Genomic DNA, 19,846 nt, shown 5'->3' with positions numbered 1-19,846 from the left:
TCTATCCCTCCTGTATCGTAAGCAGCAGCTTCTCCATTAATAGTTGTAAATTAACATTTGCGGCAAGGTGTCTTTTAGCTTGAAGTACAGCAGACATATTGCGGCTTAGTAATTCCTGCGAACTAGTGAGTGCTTGCTGTTCTAATTTCGATTGCTGATCAACATAGGTTAGAGCATCTACTTTTCCAACCTTTGTATACATCAGGTCACGCATCCATAAGAGAATCATATCTAAACCAGTTTCCTGTTGGGCTCGCTCTTTAAAAAGAGGTAGCCATTTTTCTTGTAACGTAAACAAGACCTGGCTAGGTCTAGAATAAGCCTCTTCTACTAATTGTATCACTACGGTTCGGGCTTGTGCAATCCAATCTCCTTCTAATAAAAGCGTTGCCTCATCCTCACTCGTTGTCAAACTAGCTATAAGCGTAGAGATTGTACTGGAATTCCCATTTTTTATTAAATTTTCTATGAATTTTTCCCTTGAAAGTGGTGCAAAAGTTAAATGTTGACTTCTCGAGTGAATCGTTGGTAATACTTTGCTCCCTTGCTCTGTCAATAAAATGGCTAACGTTTCCGCCGCTGGTTCTTCTAAAAATTTCAAAATGCTATTCGCAGCCCCGACGGTCATTAAATCTGCATGATTAACGATATAAACTTTTTTAGCTGATTCCATCCCTCGATAAGAGAACTCTTTCTGTAAATGTTCTACTTGATGCTTTTTGATTGATTGTCCATCTGGGTCGATCATATGTACATCAGGATGATTCCCATGTTCGATTCGCTTACAATCAGCACAGTGCATACAAGGATCAGTCGCTTTTCTTTCTCCACAAAAGTAGCTCTTCGCAAGCTGAAGAGCTACTTTCTTCTTCCCTGTTCCCTTACTTCCTTCAAATAAATAAGCATGAGCAAGTCGATCTTTTTCCAAAGTACGAACGAGCAAATTTACAATCCTCGGTTGTGTTTCCTTTAATTGTTCCCATGTATCCATTGCTTCCTCACACCTTTAAAATTGCTCAAATTGTTCAACTGGCAATACAAAAACTGTCGCTCCGCCTACTTGCACTTCAACAGGGTAAGGTACATATGAATCTGCATTTCCACCCATTGGAGAAATAGGAGCAACGAGCTGATCTCGACTTTGACAGTTTTCTTTAATGATCTTCATGACGTCTTCTACCTTTTCATCCTCTGTTCCGATTAAGAAAGTTGTATTCCCTGCTTTTAAGAAACCACCTGTACTTGCTAATTTCGTAGCACGATAATCTGCTTTGACTAGAGCGTCTGAAAGTCGATTGCTATCCTTATCTTGAATGACAGCCATAATTAATTTCATATAAAACAGCTCCTTTATCGTCTTACATCAACATAACGCTTAATTTCTTTCATTGCTTGTGTAAAAACTTCATCAATAGAAAGATTGGCATTAATCCTTTTAATTCGATTTGGGTAGACATTCATTACCTTTTGATACCCGTCGCGAACACGCTGATGGAAATCCAACTTTTCCTGATCGAGCCTGTTAATCTCACGGCTTTGATCTAAATCAATTCGAGTCAGCCCTACTTTTGGATCAACATCAAAAAATAACGTCAAATCAGGCAAATACCCTTCAATCGCAAATTCATTAATTGCCTTCACTTCATCAAACCCAATTTGGCGTGCATAGCCTTGATAAGCTAAGCTGCTATCTATAAAACGATCACATAAAACAATTTGACCTGCATCTATCGCGGGTAATACCTTTTCAACAAGATGCTGTCTTCGAGCTGCAGCATATAATAATGCTTCCGTTCGGCTATCCATTTCGGTATGGGTCACATCTAAAATAACATTGCGAATTTGTTCAGCTATTTTTATTCCCCCCGGCTCACGTGTCCGAACAACATCCAAGCCCTCTTCCAATAGTTTTGCTTCAATACGATCCAAAACAGTTGTTTTTCCTGCTCCTTCTCCACCTTCAACCGTAATAAATAATCCTTTACTCATCAATATCCTCCGAATCAATAACCAAAACATCCACTACTTCTCTTTCAGTCTGAAATCTTGCTCCTGCCTGTTTTAGCTTTTTAACTTCTATTATAATAGCTTCATCTATTTCTTCACCTGGTACAACGATAGGAATTCCCGGCGGATATGGTATAATTGCTTCCGCTGCAATGAACCCTACTGCATTTTCTAAAGAAATCCGCTTCTTTGGTAAAGAATACATTTCTCTACTAGTAACGTTTATTTGTTGGCTTTTCCTGTAACAAATTATTTCATTTTTTGAGCTACGTGCTTCCAGTACTTCATAAGAACTGAGCTCTTGAGACAATTGCTCGAGCGCTTCATTTGATACGTTATGATGACCTAAACCAAAAACGAGTAAGACATGCTTATCATCTGCTAATTCTGTATAAAGTTGATGTCGATAAAAGATCTTTTGCAAATCAAATCCTGAAAGCTTAGTTGTTGTCCTTATTGTAACTTTTAATGGGTCTAAAAGATAGCTCTCATCCCATTCCACGACTTTTAGTTGTTTGATTTTAGCTAATTCTGCCTTTACCCGTGTGACTCCTTCAATTATTTCTTTAATTTTTAAATCATCTAGTGATTCAATATAAGCTCGAGCGCCATCAAGTGAGGCCATAAGCAAATAAGAAGGGCTGCTTGATTGGAAGATTGCTAACGCCTCCTTTATCCTATGCCGCCTTTCTTGATTTAGTTTATCGCTAATATGTAAAAAGGAACTCATCGTCAGAGCAGGAAGCATCTTATGGGCAGATTGCGTTACAACGTCTGCCCCAAGTTCCAATGTCGACCGTGGAAAACAATCACTTGTACAGTAATGAGCCGCATGGGCTTCATCTGCTAATACGAGTAATCCATGCTGTTTAGCCTCACTAATAACAGTTTTCATGTCTAAACTAACTCCAAAATAATTAGGATACGTTATCACAAGACCTTTCGCATCGGGATATTTTTCTAATGCCTCTATTATTGTTTCAAGTGCTAAACCAATTGGTATTCCGGTCTCTCTATCAAACTCAGGTGATAAAAGAACTGGTGTTACACCTGCAACCTGTACTGCATTAAAAATTGACTTATGACTATTACGTTGAATCAATATAATATCACCAGGCTCAAACAAGCTATAAACCATCGCCAAGTTTCCTACTGTTGTACCTCCAACTAAAAAGAAGGTTTCTTGGGCCTTATATAATTGAGCAGCTTTTTGTTGAGCCTGCATAATGATGCCTGTTGGCGCCTGTAAATCATCAAGTCCTTCAAGTTCTGTAAGATCATAAGGCAGGATATTTTCAAAGTCAGCAGCTAATGCCGGATGAAAGATACGTCCATTTTTATGTCCAGGTACATGTAAAGAAGTAGGATTATTTTTTTTATGCTTTTGTAAAGCCTCAATGATTGGCATGTCCAATGAGCATTCCTCCTGTAATTCGTTCGTACATTCATGATACTGTAAAATAAGATCATTTTAAAATAACAGGAACGATTTAGTCTTGTTATAAAGGAGAAAAAGTAATGGATAAACAAATTGTCCTTATCACCGGTTCAAGTAGCGGCTTTGGTTATTTAACTACATTAGAGCTCGCTAAACGTGGTTATTTAGTAATTGCCACAATGAGGGATTTAACTAAGAAAACAGCACTAATACACCAAGCAAAGCAGTTAAACATAACTGAAAACATCATTACTATACAGCTCGATGTTACTGATGAGACCCAACTTCAAAAGCTAGAGGATACGATTAAACAACGCTTCGGGAAAATTGATATTTTAATTAATAATGCCGGGTATAGCGTTGGTGGTGTGACAGAACAGATTGATGTTAATACGTGGAAGGCACAATTAGAAACAAACGTATTTGGAGTTATTGCTGTGACAAAAGCCTTCTTACCCCTCATGAGAGAACGAAGAGCAGGGAAAATTATTAACATTGGCAGTATTAGCGGTCAATTTGGCTTTCCTGGCCTTGGACCCTATGTAACCTCAAAATTTGCGTTAAGTGGCTTTAGTGAGTCTCTTCGACTTGAGTTACTCCCTTTCAACATTCATGTTAGTTTAATAGAAGCTGGTTCATTTAAGACGAAGATTTGGACCAAAGCATTAAATCAAAAATCGTCATATCACAATGAAGATTATGACCAGTTTGTATCAAATGTCCGACAAGCTGCCAATAGATCAGCTGACGATGCAGAAGACCCACAAAAGGTCATTCATGTAATCTTACAAATATGTACAGCCGAACGACCAAAGTTCCGCTATCAAGTTGGTAAAGGTGTAAAGCGATTGCTTGCATTAAAGAATTTCTTGCCCTGGCCCATTATCGAGTGGGCTATCCAAAAAAAACTGTATAACCAAAAAAGACCAAAGAGCTAATGGAACTTCTAGCTCTTTGGTCTTTTCGTATTTATTAAATATATTGCGAAGACAATGACTTCATTTTTTCTACATACCTGTTATACAATTCATCGGTTTCCTCAGTTTGAACAATTGCTTTTTCACATGGAGAACAAATAAGTGAGCTTGCAATCATAATTCCCTCTTGTGCTCTTTTTTCACAAATGACACATCTTTTTTCCAGCCGCATCTTCATAATATTAGTCTTCGGCATCTCCATCACCCCTGACTCCATTATCGGCCTGAATTAGGATCCTTATACACTCTTATACTGTTAATCTATTCTTGAATTTTAGTTATGTGCCTATCCTATTGCAGTTTTTCATATTTTTTGTCGGGTGATGGAGTCATTTATTCATAATAACGCCTCCAATTGTTTTAGGACTAACGACAAAACCGGATAAATTGCTTTTGTTTTGAACAACTTTCAAATGCTTTTTTTATGCCCCATTTATGGATTCCCGTTTTAGGAACAGTTTTAAAGTCTATTGACGCTTGAAACTCCTTCATAAAAGGGAAAGAGCTCAACTTTACATTTTCGCTGTCTATCCATTCTGCGACTATATCTTCTCCGTTACTCAGCCAACCACTATTAATAAAGCCATTCTTGAACCAAGGATGTTCATCATCTCTTTTTATACCTGGCTCATTTAAACAAATATACAAAGAAAAGTCATCGCAAAATTGTAACAAACGAAAATGCTGTCTTATGACGGGTGTATTGACCTGTAATTGTTTCCTTATCCGCGACTGCCTTTCCTTTTCTAGCTTAACAAAATGAAGACTCTCATCGTCAGTAGCCTTTGTAAAAAATGAGCAGTAATGAAGGCTACATAATAAAGCTGCATAAAGTGAGATAACCTCTACTTCATCAACTCCTTTTTGGTAAGCAGTTAGTTTAGCTAAGTGAGGATATTCTGCAAAAGAAACGGGCGCTAAGCCACTTTCACTCCAAAGCGGCTTCTCATCTATTGAAATCCAACCACGGTCATGTTCAAACACAGCTAATAAAACCTCTTCAATGTATTCTTCTGATAGAAAGAATCGCTTTTGAATATATTTAGCAATTTCCCCTGATAAGAAAGCATGATCATGTTGTGAAATCATAACAAATTCAGAAGCTCTTTCACGAATAATCATTCGTTTGACCCCTCCCTTTTATGTATAATTTCCCCTCATTATCCTTCAATAAACAATCTTCTCGTCGAACAGAAAGTTCAAGCATTTTATCAAGTACGCTTAATGCGCAAAACAATAAACTTCTACATCGTTTGTTGTGCTTTTCCCCTTTTATATTCTTAAGCTAAGTACAACTGAATACTGAGTAAAACTTACCGGTTAGTTAGCGTTTTTGTATTTTTTATTATCAGTTAATGTCTATATGCAATTAAAAAGAACAATCCATCGGAATGTTTTTTATTTGGTCCTGGCTCGCCATTTCTCTTCTACGGGGGATTGCCCATGTTTCTCTTCCATGGTGCTTTTTACGTTGTATTACGAAGAGAAACGTGCTCCATCACCAGGGGCATAAAGATATTCTTTGAAGCATACTCACGATGGTTCCATCGGCTTATTCGATGAAGGTGCTGTTTCTTCGAAACAGAGCTCTTCTGCGCCTTGAGCATGATGTATATGCATATTTAAAAAGACAATCCAATGGATTGTCTTTTATCTGCCTGGCAACGTCCTACTCTCACAGGGGGAAGCCCCAACTACCATCGGCGCAGAAGAGCTTAACGACCGTGTTCGGCATGGGAACGGGTGTGACCTCTTCGCTATCGCCACCAGACTTATTTAAGAGAATGGTTCTCTCAAAACTAGATAATGCGTAATAGAAACTCAAGAATATATTGGATAAGTCCTCGACCGATTAGTATCTGTCAGCTCCACGTGTCGCCACGCTTCCACACCAGACCTATCAACCTCATCATCTCTAAGGGGTCTTACTGGATTAACTCCATGGGAAATCTCATCTTGAGGGGGCTTCATGCTTAGATGCTTTCAGCACTTATCCCGTCCACACGTAGCTACCCAGCTATGCTCCTGGCGGAACAACTGGTACACCAGCGGTGTGTCCATCCCGGTCCTCTCGTACTAAGGACAGCTCCTCTCAAATTTCCTACGCCCGCGACGGATAGGGACCGAACTGTCTCACGACGTTCTGAACCCAGCTCGCGTACCGCTTTAATGGGCGAACAGCCCAACCCTTGGGACCTACTTCAGCCCCAGGATGCGATGAGCCGACATCGAGGTGCCAAACCTCCCCGTCGATGTGGACTCTTGGGGGAGATAAGCCTGTTATCCCCAGGGTAGCTTTTATCCGTTGAGCGATGGCCCTTCCATGCGGAACCACCGGATCACTAAGCCCGACTTTCGTCCCTGCTCGACTTGTAGGTCTCGCAGTCAAGCTCCCTTTTGCCTTTGCACTCTACGAATGATTTCCAACCATTCTGAGGGAACCTTTGGGCGCCTCCGTTACTGTTTAGGAGGCGACCGCCCCAGTCAAACTGCCCACCTGACACTGTCCCTGAACCGGATCACGGCTCGAGGTTAGAATGTCAGCACAGTCAGGGTAGTATCCCACCGACGCCTCCACGTAAGCTGGCGCTCACGCTTCCAAGGCTCCTACCTATCCTGTACAAACTGTACCAACATCCAATATCAAGCTACAGTAAAGCTCCATGGGGTCTTTCCGTCCTGTCGCGGGTAACCTGCATCTTCACAGGTACTATAATTTCACCGGGTCTCTCGTTGAGACAGTATCCAAATCGTTACACCATTCGTGCGGGTCGGAACTTACCCGACAAGGAATTTCGCTACCTTAGGACCGTTATAGTTACGGCCGCCGTTTACTGGGGCTTCAATTCAGAGCTTCTCCCGTAAGGGATAACCCCTCCTCTTAACCTTCCAGCACCGGGCAGGTGTCAGCCCCTATACTTCGCCTTGCGGCTTCGCAGAGACCTGTGTTTTTGCTAAACAGTCGCTTGGATCTTTTCACTGCGGCTCTCTCGGGCTTGCACCCTAATAGAGCACCCCTTCTCCCGAAGTTACGGGGTCATTTTGCCGAGTTCCTTAACGAGAGTTCTCCCGAGCGTCTTAGAATTCTCTTCTCGCCTACCTGTGTCGGTTTGCGGTACGGGCACCTCTCACCTCGCTAGAGGATTTTCTAGGCAGTGTAGGATCAGGAACTTCGGTACTAATTTTTCCCTCGCCATCACAGCTCAGCCTTTATGGAAAGCGGATTTGCCTACTTTCCAGCCTAACTGCTTGGACGCGCATATCCATCAGCGCGCTTACCCTACCTTTCTGCGTCCCCCATTGCTCAAACGGTGAGGAGGTGGTACAGGAATTTCAACCTGTTGTCCATCGCCTACGCCTTTCGGCCTCGGCTTAGGTCCCGACTGACCCTGAGCGGACGAGCCTTCCTCAGGAAACCTTGGGCTTTCGACGGAGGGGATTCTCACCCCTCTTTTCGCTACTCATACCGGCATTCTCACTTCTAAGCGCTCCACCAGTCCTCTCGGTCTGACTTCGCTGCACTTAGAACGCTCCCCTACCACTGACACCAGAAGGTGTCAATCCATAGCTTCGGTGATACGTTTAGCCCCGGTACATTTTCGGCGCAGAGTCACTCGACCAGTGAGCTATTACGCACTCTTTAAATGGTGGCTGCTTCTAAGCCAACATCCTGGTTGTCTGGGCAACTCCACATCCTTTTCCACTTAACGTATACTTTGGGACCTTAGCTGATGGTCTGGGCTGTTTCCCTCTTGACTACGGATCTTAGCACTCGCAGTCTGACTCCCGAGGATAAGTATTTGGCATTCGGAGTTTGACTGAATTCGGTAATCCTGTGGGGACCCCTAGTCCAATCAGTGCTCTACCTCCAATACTCTTCCCTCGAGGCTAGCCCTAAAGCTATTTCGGGGAGAACCAGCTATTTCCGAGTTCGATTGGCATTTCACCCCTACCCACACCTCATCCCCGCACTTTTCAACGTGCGTGGGTTCGGGCCTCCATTCAGTGTTACCTGAACTTCACCCTGGACATGGGTAGATCACACGGTTTCGGGTCTACGACCACGTACTAGGGTAATGTATTCATTACCCACTGCGCCCTATTCAGACTCGCTTTCGCTGCGGCTCCGCCTATTCAGCTTAACCTTGCACGGGATCGTAACTCGCCGGTTCATTCTACAAAAGGCACGCTGTCACCCGTAAATGGGCTCCAACTAGTTGTAGGCACACGGTTTCAGGATCTCTTTCACTCCCCTTCCGGGGTGCTTTTCACCTTTCCCTCACGGTACTGGTTCACTATCGGTCACTAGGGAGTATTTAGCCTTGGGAGATGGTCCTCCCGGATTCCGACGGGGTTTCACGTGTCCCGCCGTACTCAGGATACGTCTCGGAGAGACGGGCATTTCGGCTACAGGGCTGTTACCTTATACTGCGGATCTTTCCAGATCGCTTCACCTATGCTCGTCTTTTGTAACTCCGTATGAGACGTCCTACAACCCCAAGAGGCAAGCCTCTTGGTTTGGGCTGTTTCCGTTTCGCTCGCCGCTACTTGGGAAATCGCATTTGCTTTCTCTTCCTCTGGGTACTTAGATGTTTCAGTTCCCCAGGTCTGCCTCCTCATACCCTATGTATTCAGGTATGGGTACCATCCCATTACGGATGGTGGGTTCCCCCATTCGGATATCCTCGGATCAAAGCTTACTTACAGCTCCCCGAGGCGTTTCGCCGTTCGTCGCGTCCTTCTTAGGCTCCTAGTGCCAAGGCATCCACCGTGCGCCCTTTCTAACTTAACCATTTTGGCTGCAGATCTTCTTCGCATTTCTTCGTCAGCTTCGTGGATCTCAGTCATGTCACGTACGGGTGTACGTTCCATTCTTTCGACCACTCGCTTCCTCGAACTACTCGAAGCTCTTTGCCAAAAACGATCTATTTTGAAAAAGTCGTTTTTGAATTCTTGACATGCTCGTTTGATCTTCTCTTATAAATAAGATACCGATAAAACTAACATTGTTTCTATTGCATTATCTAGTTTTCAAAGAACCACAGTCACTAACTTTTTTCTTACAAAGTTAGTTTCTATTAATTGAAGGGAGTTCCTTCAAAACTGAACAAAAGACCAAAGCGTTATATGGTTCTAAAACCATACATCGACTAGAGTATTACTCCATAGAAAGGAGGTGATCCAGCCGCACCTTCCGATACGGCTACCTTGTTACGACTTCACCCCAATCATCTGTCCCACCTTAGGCGGCTAGCTCCCAAAAGGGTTACTCCACCGACTTCGGGTGTTACAAACTCTCGTGGTGTGACGGGCGGTGTGTACAAGGCCCGGGAACGTATTCACCGCGGCATGCTGATCCGCGATTACTAGCAATTCCGGCTTCATGTAGGCGAGTTGCAGCCTACAATCCGAACTGAGAATGGCTTTATGAGATTGGCTCGACCTCGCGGTTTTGCTGCTCTTTGTACCATCCATTGTAGCACGTGTGTAGCCCAGGTCATAAGGGGCATGATGATTTGACGTCATCCCCACCTTCCTCCGGTTTGTCACCGGCAGTCACCTTAGAGTGCCCAACTAAATGCTGGCAACTAAGATCAAGGGTTGCGCTCGTTGCGGGACTTAACCCAACATCTCACGACACGAGCTGACGACAACCATGCACCACCTGTCACTTTGTCCCCCGAAGGGGAAAGCCCTATCTCTAGGGTGGTCAAAGGATGTCAAGACCTGGTAAGGTTCTTCGCGTTGCTTCGAATTAAACCACATGCTCCACTGCTTGTGCGGGCCCCCGTCAATTCCTTTGAGTTTCAACCTTGCGGTCGTACTCCCCAGGCGGAGTGCTTAATGTGTTAACTTCGGCACTAAGGGCATCGAAACCCCTAACACCTAGCACTCATCGTTTACGGCGTGGACTACCAGGGTATCTAATCCTGTTTGCTCCCCACGCTTTCGCGCCTCAGCGTCAGTTACAGACCAGAGAGTCGCCTTCGCCACTGGTGTTCCTCCACATATCTACGCATTTCACCGCTACACGTGGAATTCCACTCTCCTCTTCTGTACTCAAGTCTCCCAGTTTCCAATGACCCTCCACGGTTGAGCCGTGGGCTTTCACATCAGACTTAAAAGACCGCCTGCGCGCGCTTTACGCCCAATAATTCCGGACAACGCTTGCCACCTACGTATTACCGCGGCTGCTGGCACGTAGTTAGCCGTGGCTTTCTGGTTAGGTACCGTCAAGGTACCGCCCTATTCGAACGATACTTGTTCTTCCCTAACAACAGAGCTTTACGAACCGAAATCCTTCATCACTCACGCGGCGTTGCTCCGTCAGACTTTCGTCCATTGCGGAAGATTCCCTACTGCTGCCTCCCGTAGGAGTCTGGGCCGTGTCTCAGTCCCAGTGTGGCCGATCACCCTCTCAGGTCGGCTACGCATCGTCGCCTTGGTAAGCCATTACCTTACCAACTAGCTAATGCGCCGCGGGCCCATCCTGTAGTGATAGCCGGAGCCATCTTTTAGTCTAAGACCATGAGGTCTCAGATGTTATCCGGTATTAGCACCGATTTCTCGATGTTATCCCAGTCTACAGGGCAGGTTGCCCACGTGTTACTCACCCGTCCGCCGCTAACGTCATAAGAGCAAGCTCTTAATCAGTCCGCTCGACTTGCATGTATTAGGCACGCCGCCAGCGTTCGTCCTGAGCCAGGATCAAACTCTCCATAAAAGTGTTTGATTTGTGCTCAAATCGTATCGCTAACGATACTTCATTGTGATTTTACAAAATCACTTAAAATTGACGAGATATCATGTATCTCTTTCGCTTGGCTTTTGTTCAGTTTTCAAAGAACTGTCGATCGCTCAATGGCGACTTTATTATTCTACCAAAACCCTCTGAGTAAGTCAACAACTTTTTTCACGTTTCAAAAGTTGTATTTCAAAACAAACTGTTTTGGCGACAAGAAATAATATACCATGTATAAAAAATTTATGCAACTGTTTAATTTAAAAAAATAACACTTAATATTTAAGGCCTTGAACTAGAGCTGTTCAAAGCCTCTCTCATTAAATAATGAATTGTTTTACTAAAATCAAAAGAATAACACCAGGTACTCCTAATATACCTGATATTGCTGCGGTAGCAGGATTAATTGGAATATGAAAATCAATGAAGTTTCCAAAAGCATTAACAAAAAACAACATTAACGCTCCAATAACAAACTTCACGGCAACATTTCCTAAAAATCGCACCGGTTTCATCGGAGCACCAACAACTAATAAAATCAAAACTAAACCAGCTAAAATTGACAGTAGAACGACTGGATCCATTCCATCACCTCATATGCTTGTCTTATTAGTAAGATATGCTTATAGATAAAAAAAAGAACAAACTACTCAACGTAGTTTGTCCTTGCTAGCTTGTCTCTCCCTTGCTTCTCGTAATAAAAAGGAATAAATAGCTTCGGTTACTTTCGCACGAATCAACACATCATCAGATGGATCAATACTTCTATTAATTAATTGTTTTTCGCTATCAATTTGAATTTTATGCTTTTCAACTTGCTCAAACAGACGTAAATTCTCTGACTTGCGAAGTTTATGCTTCTTCCGGAATAACACAAAATCCCACCTTCTCATCCCTTCTTCCAGTGATCAGAAGATCCTTACAATTCTCTACGACCTTCTATTGCCCTTGAAAGAGTGACTTCGTCCGCATATTCTAAATCTCCACCAACCGGGAGTCCATGAGCGATACGAGTAACTTTAATTCCCGTTGGTTTAACCAATCTCGAAATATACATCGCCGTCGCTTCTCCCTCTATAGTAGGGTTCGTTGCTATAATCACTTCTTGAATAGTATCGTCTTGAAGTCGCTTTAGAAGTTCTGGAATTTTAATATCCTCAGGCCCAATTCCATCCATAGGAGAAATAGCACCATGGAGTACGTGATAATCACCACGATACTCTTTCATTTTTTCCATCGCAATCACATCTTTCGCTTCTTGAACAACACATACAACCGCTTTATCTCGATGTTTATCTTCACATATGCGACAAGGATCTGTATCAGTAATATTATGACAAATAGAACAGTACGTTAAATTTCTTTTTGCATTCACTAGCGCTTTTGCAAAGTCCAATACATCGTCTTCTTTCATATTTAAAACAAAAAAAGCCAGGCGACTTGCCGTCTTTGGCCCGATACCTGGCAACTTTGTGAAACCCTCTATTAATTTCGCTATCGGTTCAGGATATTGCAAAATAAACTCCTCCTAGAACATTCCAGGGATGTTCATTCCTTTTGTAAATTTGCCCATATCTTTTTCAACTAGTTCATCCACTTGTTTTAGCGCTTCGTTTGTCGCAGCTAATATTAAGTCTTGCAACATTTCGACATCATCTGGATCTACAACATCCTCTGAAATTTTAATGTCTACAATACGTTTGTCTCCACTTGCCACAACAGTAACCATACCTCCACCTGCTGTAGCTTCAACAGTCTTCTCTTTTAGTTCTTCTTGAGCTTTAAGCATTTGTTTTTGCATTTTTTGCATTTGTTTCATCATATTACCCATGTTTTTCATTTTATTATTCCTCCCTATTATTAATTATCAATAACCTCTATAAGATCTTCCCCAACCAACTTAACTGCTTCATCGACGAGGTCATCCCTCGATTCAGTTGTTGTACCTTTTTGATCAGAAACATACTCTTCCTTCACCTTTTCCCAGTGTTGATGAAGGAGTGTAACAAAATTAGTTTGCCCTGACAATATATCTTGGAGAATGCCTTCAAGTACTGCACGAAACTTCGTATCCATCATATCACGATGCATCTCATTTTGAAACGCTAAAACAATAGTCGAGTCAGACGACGCTACCGGCTTAGAATCACTTAACCAAGCATGCGCAGGTACACTTTGTACCTTGACACGTTCCATGACATCGCCCCACCTTGACGTGACAGCTTGCAAATACCTTTTATCAGCATGTTTTAACGTTTCTTTCACTTGAGCTGTAGAAACCCTCGCCTGAGCCGGTATTTTTTTTGCTCTCTTCTGACTAGATTGAGTTTGTTCCGATCCATTTGCACCTAGGTTTGCTCCAGCTTGTGCCTTTTGCATCTGTCGCTCTAACAAGACAATCTTTTCTCTTAACTGTTCAACTTCGGTAGAAGACGCAGTTGAACCATCAACACTTTGTTGAACGGTCACTTTTTGATTAACTAACTTTATTAAGGCTAATTCCAGGAAAATTTTTGGGTGAGCAGACCATTTCATTTCCTGCTGACTCACATTAAGCGATTCGATTGTGGTGTATAACCAAATTGAATCTAGTTCCGTCGTAAGCAACCTAAACTCTTCATCCACTTTGGCGCGCTCTAGTAAATCTTCAGCTTTTGGAGCGTTTTTATATAGAAGTACATCTCTAAAATAATAGATTAAATCCTCTATAAATCGTAGTGGATCCTTCCCTTCTTGTAATAGTTCATTTAACCTCTCTAGCACAGCTACAGTATTACCTTCTTTTATAGAGAGAACAACATCAGTTAACATCCTCTGTGAAACAGCACCGGTAACCGCTAGAACATCTTCTAACAACAACTTCTCATCCGCAAAAGAGATTGCCTGATCTAATAAACTTAAAGCATCACGCATCCCACCTTCAGCAGCCCTAGCTATCATCGCCAGCGCCTCGTCATCTGCTTCAACTTGATCATGAGCTAAAATGTGCTTAACTCTTGAAACAATTGCTTGATTCGTTATTCGTTTAAAATCAAAGCGTTGACAGCGAGAAATGATCGTTAAAGGAATCTTATGCGGCTCTGTTGTAGCTAATATAAACAGTACATGTCCCGGTGGTTCCTCTAATGTTTTTAACAAAGCATTAAAAGCGCCCGTCGATAGCATATGTACTTCATCTATAATATAAACTTTATAGCGAACTTCACTCGGTGCAAATTTAACTTTATCGCGAATGTCACGTATTTCATCTACACCATTGTTAGAGGCCGCATCGATTTCCATTACATCAACAATTGAACCTGATGTAATCCCACGGCAAGCCGAACACTCATTACAAGGCTCTGCAACAGGAGCATGTTCACAATTTATCGCTTTAGCAATAATTTTGGCTGCACTTGTCTTACCTGTACCTCTTGGGCCAGAAAACAAATATGCATGAGATAGTTTTTCTTGTAATAGAGCGTTTTGTAATGTTTTCGTTATATGCTCCTGTCCCACAACATCTTTAAGTTGCTGCGGTCTCCATACACGATATAGCGCTTGATAACCCATAACACTCGCCTCCCCTCTTGACTCTTCAATTCATTATACCGTTTCACCATTTAATTTCAAAGACTGCGCTATTTTTTCACATAATAAAAAAGACAACTACATGACTGTAGTTGTCTTTTTATATAAATTGATACCGTGCACCCTCTGTCGATAATGCCACCACGGGCGTTACCTAAGCAGTTAGCTCGGCTCAGGCGACTCCACGGCACACGGAAGGGGCCACTTACTGCTGCTTCCTTCCGGACCTGACAGGGTTCGTGGGTTTCCGTTGCGTGGAACCCAAGCGTCAACACCACTTACTTAGGTCAGACCCCGCGGTGACAAAACCTAGAGAGGGAATTCGGCCTCGCTACAGCGGATTGCGAGTACAGGGCACCGCTACCTCCCCGCTTAGCACGGCAAATTGAATAACAATGTTTAAGCATCATTACTGATGCATTTCTTAGTATAGAGGGTTTGTCTTAAAAATGCAACCTTAACAAGATGGAAGTTGTTTCAATTTAACTTAGCTTGTTTTTTTCTTTGTCGTAACAATCGAAAGAATTTCGTTAAGATTGAACTACACTCTTCCTCTAACACACCTGGGATAACAGTTGATTGGTGATTAAACCGTGGCTCACCTAATAGATTCATCAATGTACCTGCACAACCTGCCTTAGGGTCCTGAGCACCATAAACGACGGTTTCAATTCTCGATTGAACAATCGCTCCTGCACACATCGGGCAAGGTTCTAGTGTAACGTATAACGTACAGCCAAGCAGTCTCCAATTTTGTAATTTCTCACAAGCCTCTTTTATCACAGTTAGTTCAGCATGCGCTAACGATTGTTGGTCAACCTCTCTCCGATTGTGAGCTGCTGCAATAACCTCACCATCTCTCACTAGGATAGCACCAATTGGTACTTCTCCAATTTCCTCTGCTTTTTGCGCTTCTTGTAAGGCCAACTCCATCCACTTAATATGCTCTTCCAAACTACTCACTCCATTACTAAGAAAAGATATAAAATAAAAAACACTACCTTAACTGGTAGTGTAACATTTTATGTATGGCGGAGGAAGAGGGATTCGAACCCCCGCGCGGTTTAACCCGCCTGTCGGTTTTCAAGACCGATCCCTTCAGCCGGACTTGGGTATTCCTCCGTAAGCTGATGAAGATTATTATATACTACAAACATTAAAATAGACAAGTATTTTTGACAAAATCACAAACACTTTCGTTTAAGGTACTAGTTTCTACTATTAAATAGACGCCTTACTCAATGAGTAAGGCGTCTATTTTCTTATTGCTCTATTGTTACATCTTTAAGCATAAGAATTTGAGTTGGATGCTGCCATAAACCTTGAACTTTATCACTCACACCCAATAAATACTCTTGATGGTGGATGTAAAGCATTGGTGCTTCTTCAACTAAAATCTCTTGTGCTTCTTTGTATAGAGCTAAACGCTCATCCGGATCCGGATTTTGACGAGCTTCAGTTAATACAGAGTCTAACTGCTCGTTATCAGTAAAAGTACGGTTACCCGCTTCACCATGTTGAGAAGAATGGAATAATGCATACATACCATAGTCAGCATCACCAGTAACAGTAGACCAACCAAGTACGAACATATCATGCTCACCTTTAGCAGTTTGCTCTAAGTAAGCACCCCACTCAACAACTTCAATCGAAACATCGATACCAATCTTTTCTAACTCTGCTTGAACGAAAGTAGCCGCATCAATACGCTCACGGTTATCGTTTGTCCATAGCGTTGTAGAAAAACCATTTTCATAACCAGCTTCAGCTAATAACTCCTTCGCTGCTTCTGGATCATACTCAAGACCAGATACACTCTCATCAAATCCAAATACATCTGGAGCTAACGGACCAATTGCTGGAATACCAGCGCCATCATAGATACCAGAGATAATTCCTTCTTTATTAATAGCTTTTGACATAGCTTGACGAACTTTTGGATCATCAAAAGGTTCTTTTTGGTTGTTAAAGCCAATATAAGATAAAGAGACACTTGGTTGACGAGTTACGTGAACTCCATCAGTACCTTCAATTTGAGAAACATCAGACGGGCTTAATGGATCAGAGATATGAGAATCACCTGATCTTAACTCAGCTACACGAGTAAGATCTTCTGGAACAACTTTAAAAGTTACAGAGTCTAACTTTGCACCTTCGCCCCAATAGTCATCGTTTTTCACTAATTTGATTTCATTTCCTGGAGACCAGCTTTCAAATTTGAAATAACCAGTTCCAATAGGATTTTCACTGATCTTGCTTCCTGGAGAAGCTCCTTCTTCCATTGCAGCATAATCAGCTTCAATTAATTCTTTAGAAATCATTCCACCGCCATTATGTGCTAAGTGAGCAGGAAGTGGCGAGAAAGGATACTCAGTAGTAATTTGAACAGTATATTCATCTACTACTTCAACTTCTGTAATCATGTTATATAAGAATTGACGTGGAGATGCAATTTCAGGATCTAGAACACGCTCAATGTTTGCTTTTACAACTTCAGCATTAAAATCAGAGTCATCGTGGAACTTAACGCCTTCGCGAAGTTTAAACTCCCAAGTCGTATCGTCAATTGCGTCCCATTCTGTAGCAAGCCCTGGTTGAAGCTCCATGTTTTCATCATGCTTCAATAAAGCTTCGTAAATGTTATACGCAACATTACTTGAAGGTGTATCGTTTGAACCATGTGGATCAATTGCAACTGCATCCGAAAGTTGAGCAATGACTAAGTCTCCGCCAGCTTGACCTTCAGTTGCTGCTTCACCGTCTTCTCCTTCCGCAGGAGCAGGCGTCGCATCAGGCTCACTTGCACATGCTGCGATAAACAAGCTCATCACAAGCGCAAGTACCAATAAGAAAAATGAATTTTTTGACATTTTCATCAAAAAAGACCCCCTATGTAATTTTTTATTTTAAAAACTAATAATAAATATATCGTAACAAGAAAAAGAATACAAGTGTAAATTTTCAAAAAATATTTTGTTAGAAAAGTTATCTTTATACTCTTAAATGTCAAAAAAGACTTCCTCTTTAAAGGTTTTAGTCGTTTAAATGAATAAAACGTCGATCCTTGTATGATTTATAATTATATTCTCAAAATAATAAATACATTGTAAATACCGCTCAGCATGTTATAATAAAAATTTGTAAAATAGTAATTTATCTCGTCGAATTTTGGCTGGTTTTTGGACGATGTAAATTATATAAACTAAACCATTAAGAAAGGATGTAAGTTATGAGCGAACAATCAATGAATAATGCTGTAACTTCAAACCCTCCTCCTAATCCAACTGTCGAGAGATGGAAGAGTTTCTACAAGAAATTACGCAAAAACAAAGCGGCAATGGTTGGTGGCTTTCTCATTTTATTCTTTATCTTAGTAGCTATCATTGGACCGTATTTCACACCATATGAACCAAATGTTCAAAATCACGTAAATAAACTAGCTAGTCCTTCGGCAGAACACTGGTTCGGAACTGATCATCATGGCCGTGATATTTTCACTCGGATCATTCATGGTATGTCAATTACTTTATATGTAGGCTTCTTTTCAGTTGTTATTGGTGCTATTGTCGGAATTTTCCTAGGAGTTGTTTCTGGTTATTATGGAGGTAAGTTGGATGCCTTTATCATGCGTGTCATGGATGTTCTTCTTGCTTTCCCTGGAATCTTACTAGCATTAGCAATCGTTAGTGTCCTTGGAGGAAGCTTAACAAACGTTATTATCGCAGTCGGTATTTTCTCAATTCCTGTCTTTGCTCGAATTGTACGTGGTTCTACATTAGCCGTCAGAAAATTGGAATATATTGACGCTGTAAGGTCTTTAGGTGCTAGTGATGCACGAATTATTTTCAAGCATGTACTACCTAATGTCACTTCTCCTCTTATCGTACAAGCCACATTAAGCATTGCTACATCAATTTTAACTGCTAGTGGACTTTCATTCTTAGGAATGGGTGCGCAACCACCTACACCAGAATGGGGAGCAATGTTATCGGATGGACGAAATTATATGTGGGATGCACCACATGTTGCTTTCTTCCCGGGTGTTGCAATTGTAATTGTCGTACTTGCCTTCAATATTTTTGGTGATGGCTTGCGCGATGCGTTAGATCCTAAAATGAAAAACTAGAAAGAGGTGCAAAGACAATGTTTACTTTTATCGTTCGTCGTCTGATTCAGACGATACCCGTATTAATTGGTGTAACCATTCTTACGTTTGGTTTAATGCACCTCATCCCTGGTGACCCAGCTCAAATCATGGCAGGGGAGAGTGCATCACCTGCTCAGGTTGAACAAATGCGTGAACGCCTTGGTCTTAATGAACCAATGCCTGTTCAGTATACAACATATGTAACGAATGCCATCCAAGGTGATTTAGGAAATTCCATTCGAAGCGGTCGTTCTGTTACTTCGGAAATCTCTGGTCGTTTCTGGGTGACAATGGAGTTAGCTATATATAGTACTATTTTAAGTGTATTCATCGGTTTAATTGCAGGTATTATTTCCGCAACAAAACACTACACGTTAACAGATGTTGTCATTATGATTATTGCGTTATTCGGCTTATCGATGCCCAACTTCTGGTTAGGGTTAATGCTCATCCAATGGTTCGCTATAGGGTTTGATATTGGTCCAATTAATACTGGTTGGTTCTCAGCGTCAGGTTGGGGTTCATGGCAACAAATCGTTTTACCAGTTATTACGCTCGGTACTGCAGGTGCTGCGATCATTGCACGTATGACTCGTTCAAGTATGCTTGAAGTTATTGGTCAAGATTATATTCGTACTGCTCGTGCCAAAGGGGTAAAAGAACGTGTCGTTATTTATCGTCATGCTTTAAAAAATGCTTTAATTCCTGTTGTTACAGTCGTTGGTCTTCAATTTGGAGGACTATTAGGTGGAGCAGTATTAACAGAGACAGTATTCGCTATTAACGGTATGGGACGTTTAATTATTGATGCCATCCGTGCACGTGACTTCCCTATTGTTCAAGGGACTGTACTTGTCTTCTCATTACTATTCGTATTTGTTAACTTACTTGTGGACATCGCATATAGATTCTTAAACAAGCGAATTGACTTAAATTAATCGTTCTGTAAATAGATTATAGACATT

General features: G+C 41.8%; 16 protein-coding genes, 1 tRNA gene, 3 rRNA genes and 1 other RNA gene. 3 read left to right on the top strand and 18 right to left on the bottom strand.

Features of this window, described 5'->3' with window-relative positions; translation table 11 throughout:
• Position 1: 1 nt before the first annotated feature.
• Genes holB through BkAM31D_RS00185 form a run of 4 tightly spaced genes read right to left on the bottom strand, consistent with a single transcriptional unit; the run spans position 2 to position 3,415 of the window.
• The gene (gene holB, locus BkAM31D_RS00200; protein ID WP_066159838.1) at positions 2–991 is read right to left on the bottom strand and encodes a DNA polymerase III subunit delta'; all 990 of its coding nucleotides are present in this window, start codon (positions 989–991) and stop codon (positions 2–4) included.
• Positions 992–1,006: 15 nt separating this feature from the next.
• Entirely contained in the window at positions 1,007–1,336 is a 330-nt protein-coding gene (gene darA / locus BkAM31D_RS00195; protein ID WP_066159841.1) for a cyclic di-AMP receptor DarA, read from the bottom strand.
• Between the two features lie 14 nt (positions 1,337–1,350).
• The gene (tmk, locus tag BkAM31D_RS00190; protein WP_066159843.1) at positions 1,351–1,989 is read right to left on the bottom strand and encodes a dTMP kinase; all 639 of its coding nucleotides are present in this window, start codon (positions 1,987–1,989) and stop codon (positions 1,351–1,353) included.
• Positions 1,982–3,415: an aminotransferase class I/II-fold pyridoxal phosphate-dependent enzyme gene (locus BkAM31D_RS00185; protein ID WP_235820559.1), complete on the bottom strand. Its 1,434-nt coding sequence runs from the start codon at positions 3,413–3,415 to the stop codon at positions 1,982–1,984. The genes tmk and BkAM31D_RS00185 overlap by 8 nt, the downstream gene beginning before the upstream one ends.
• 110 nt (positions 3,416–3,525) lie before the next feature.
• On the opposite strand from BkAM31D_RS00185, the gene BkAM31D_RS00180 reads away from it, so the two are divergent.
• A complete protein-coding gene (locus BkAM31D_RS00180; protein WP_066159849.1) occupies positions 3,526–4,383 on the top strand; it encodes an SDR family oxidoreductase in 858 nt (285 codons plus the stop codon).
• 34 nt (positions 4,384–4,417) lie between these two features.
• Here BkAM31D_RS00180 and BkAM31D_RS00175 read toward each other — a convergent pair whose 3' ends face one another.
• The 14 genes from BkAM31D_RS00175 to BkAM31D_RS00110 all read right to left on the bottom strand — a co-directional run bounded on the left by BkAM31D_RS00175 (position 4,418) and on the right by BkAM31D_RS00110 (position 17,610).
• Positions 4,418–4,618: a sigma factor G inhibitor Gin gene (locus BkAM31D_RS00175; RefSeq protein WP_235820558.1), complete on the bottom strand. Its 201-nt coding sequence runs from the start codon at positions 4,616–4,618 to the stop codon at positions 4,418–4,420.
• 170 nt (positions 4,619–4,788) lie between these two features.
• On the bottom strand, positions 4,789–5,544 hold the full coding sequence (locus BkAM31D_RS00170; protein ID WP_066159854.1) for a DUF3891 family protein: 756 nt from the start codon (positions 5,542–5,544) through the stop codon (positions 4,789–4,791).
• Between the two features lie 534 nt (positions 5,545–6,078).
• Positions 6,079–6,193, bottom strand: a 5S ribosomal RNA gene (gene rrf / locus BkAM31D_RS00165).
• A 61-nt stretch (positions 6,194–6,254) separates the two neighbouring features.
• Positions 6,255–9,214: ribosomal RNA gene (locus BkAM31D_RS00160) — 23S ribosomal RNA — on the bottom strand.
• A gap of 377 nt (positions 9,215–9,591) precedes the next feature.
• Positions 9,592–11,146: ribosomal RNA gene (locus BkAM31D_RS00155) — 16S ribosomal RNA — on the bottom strand.
• The 16S, 23S and 5S rRNA genes sit together here, the layout of an rRNA operon.
• A gap of 338 nt (positions 11,147–11,484) precedes the next feature.
• Positions 11,485–11,748 carry a pro-sigmaK processing inhibitor BofA family protein gene (locus BkAM31D_RS00150; protein ID WP_066161015.1) on the bottom strand — a complete coding sequence of 88 codons (264 nt, stop codon included), beginning with the start codon at positions 11,746–11,748 and terminating at the stop codon, positions 11,485–11,487.
• Positions 11,749–11,814: 66 nt separating this feature from the next.
• Positions 11,815–12,039 (bottom strand): YaaL family protein, encoded by a 225-nt coding sequence (locus BkAM31D_RS00145; RefSeq protein ID WP_066161018.1) that lies wholly within the window; start codon positions 12,037–12,039, stop codon positions 11,815–11,817.
• A gap of 44 nt (positions 12,040–12,083) precedes the next feature.
• Positions 12,084–12,680: a recombination mediator RecR gene (gene recR / locus BkAM31D_RS00140; RefSeq protein ID WP_066161021.1), complete on the bottom strand. Its 597-nt coding sequence runs from the start codon at positions 12,678–12,680 to the stop codon at positions 12,084–12,086.
• Positions 12,681–12,692: 12 nt separating this feature from the next.
• A complete protein-coding gene (locus tag BkAM31D_RS00135) occupies positions 12,693–13,004 on the bottom strand; it encodes a YbaB/EbfC family nucleoid-associated protein (protein ID WP_066161023.1) in 312 nt (103 codons plus the stop codon).
• 20 nt (positions 13,005–13,024) lie between these two features.
• The gene (gene dnaX / locus BkAM31D_RS00130; RefSeq protein ID WP_066161025.1) at positions 13,025–14,716 is read right to left on the bottom strand and encodes a DNA polymerase III subunit gamma/tau; all 1,692 of its coding nucleotides are present in this window, start codon (positions 14,714–14,716) and stop codon (positions 13,025–13,027) included.
• Positions 14,717–14,849: 133 nt separating this feature from the next.
• Positions 14,850–15,115, bottom strand: an RNA gene (ffs, locus tag BkAM31D_RS00125) — signal recognition particle sRNA large type.
• Positions 15,116–15,211: 96 nt separating this feature from the next.
• Positions 15,212–15,667 carry a tRNA adenosine(34) deaminase TadA gene (gene tadA, locus BkAM31D_RS00120; protein ID WP_371807190.1) on the bottom strand — a complete coding sequence of 152 codons (456 nt, stop codon included), beginning with the start codon at positions 15,665–15,667 and terminating at the stop codon, positions 15,212–15,214.
• Between the two features lie 96 nt (positions 15,668–15,763).
• Positions 15,764–15,856, bottom strand: a tRNA-Ser gene (locus BkAM31D_RS00115).
• A 140-nt stretch (positions 15,857–15,996) separates the two neighbouring features.
• On the bottom strand, positions 15,997–17,610 hold the full coding sequence (locus tag BkAM31D_RS00110) for a glutathione ABC transporter substrate-binding protein (protein ID WP_066161031.1): 1,614 nt from the start codon (positions 17,608–17,610) through the stop codon (positions 15,997–15,999).
• 353 nt (positions 17,611–17,963) lie between these two features.
• Here BkAM31D_RS00110 and nikC point away from each other — a divergent pair, with 353 nt between their 5' ends.
• Together nikC and BkAM31D_RS00100 are read left to right on the top strand one after the other, a co-directional pair.
• A complete protein-coding gene (gene nikC / locus BkAM31D_RS00105; protein WP_066161036.1) occupies positions 17,964–18,860 on the top strand; it encodes a nickel transporter permease in 897 nt (298 codons plus the stop codon).
• 17 nt (positions 18,861–18,877) lie between these two features.
• Complete coding sequence (locus BkAM31D_RS00100; protein ID WP_066161039.1) at positions 18,878–19,819, top strand: ABC transporter permease; 942 nt, start codon at positions 18,878–18,880, stop codon at positions 19,817–19,819.
• Positions 19,820–19,846 lie beyond the last annotated feature (27 nt).

It is taken from the genome of Halalkalibacter krulwichiae (genome assembly GCF_002109385.1).
Classification (GTDB): domain Bacteria; phylum Bacillota; class Bacilli; order Bacillales; family Bacillaceae_D; genus Halalkalibacter; species Halalkalibacter krulwichiae.
Note: the sequence above shows the minus strand (reverse complement) of the source record. Positions and strands in the feature narration are given on the sequence as shown.

Coding starts and splice junctions, on each gene's coding strand:
- holB (WP_066159838.1), bottom strand. CDS start 991: ATGGATACATGGGAACAATTAAAGGAAACACAACCGAGGATTGTAAAT.
- darA (WP_066159841.1), bottom strand. CDS start 1,336: ATGAAATTAATTATGGCTGTCATTCAAGATAAGGATAGCAATCGACTT.
- tmk (WP_066159843.1), bottom strand. CDS start 1,989: ATGAGTAAAGGATTATTTATTACGGTTGAAGGTGGAGAAGGAGCAGGA.
- BkAM31D_RS00185 (WP_235820559.1), bottom strand. CDS start 3,415: ATGCCAATCATTGAGGCTTTACAAAAGCATAAAAAAAATAATCCTACT.
- BkAM31D_RS00180 (WP_066159849.1), top strand. CDS start 3,526: ATGGATAAACAAATTGTCCTTATCACCGGTTCAAGTAGCGGCTTTGGT.
- BkAM31D_RS00175 (WP_235820558.1), bottom strand. CDS start 4,618: ATGCCGAAGACTAATATTATGAAGATGCGGCTGGAAAAAAGATGTGTC.
- BkAM31D_RS00170 (WP_066159854.1), bottom strand. CDS start 5,544: ATGATTATTCGTGAAAGAGCTTCTGAATTTGTTATGATTTCACAACAT.
- BkAM31D_RS00150 (WP_066161015.1), bottom strand. CDS start 11,748: ATGGATCCAGTCGTTCTACTGTCAATTTTAGCTGGTTTAGTTTTGATT.
- BkAM31D_RS00135 (WP_066161023.1), bottom strand. CDS start 13,004: ATGAAAAACATGGGTAATATGATGAAACAAATGCAAAAAATGCAAAAA.
- dnaX (WP_066161025.1), bottom strand. CDS start 14,716: ATGGGTTATCAAGCGCTATATCGTGTATGGAGACCGCAGCAACTTAAA.
- tadA (WP_371807190.1), bottom strand. CDS start 15,667: ATGGAGTTGGCCTTACAAGAAGCGCAAAAAGCAGAGGAAATTGGAGAA.
- BkAM31D_RS00110 (WP_066161031.1), bottom strand. CDS start 17,610: ATGAAAATGTCAAAAAATTCATTTTTCTTATTGGTACTTGCGCTTGTG.
- nikC (WP_066161036.1), top strand. CDS start 17,964: ATGAGCGAACAATCAATGAATAATGCTGTAACTTCAAACCCTCCTCCT.
- BkAM31D_RS00100 (WP_066161039.1), top strand. CDS start 18,878: ATGTTTACTTTTATCGTTCGTCGTCTGATTCAGACGATACCCGTATTA.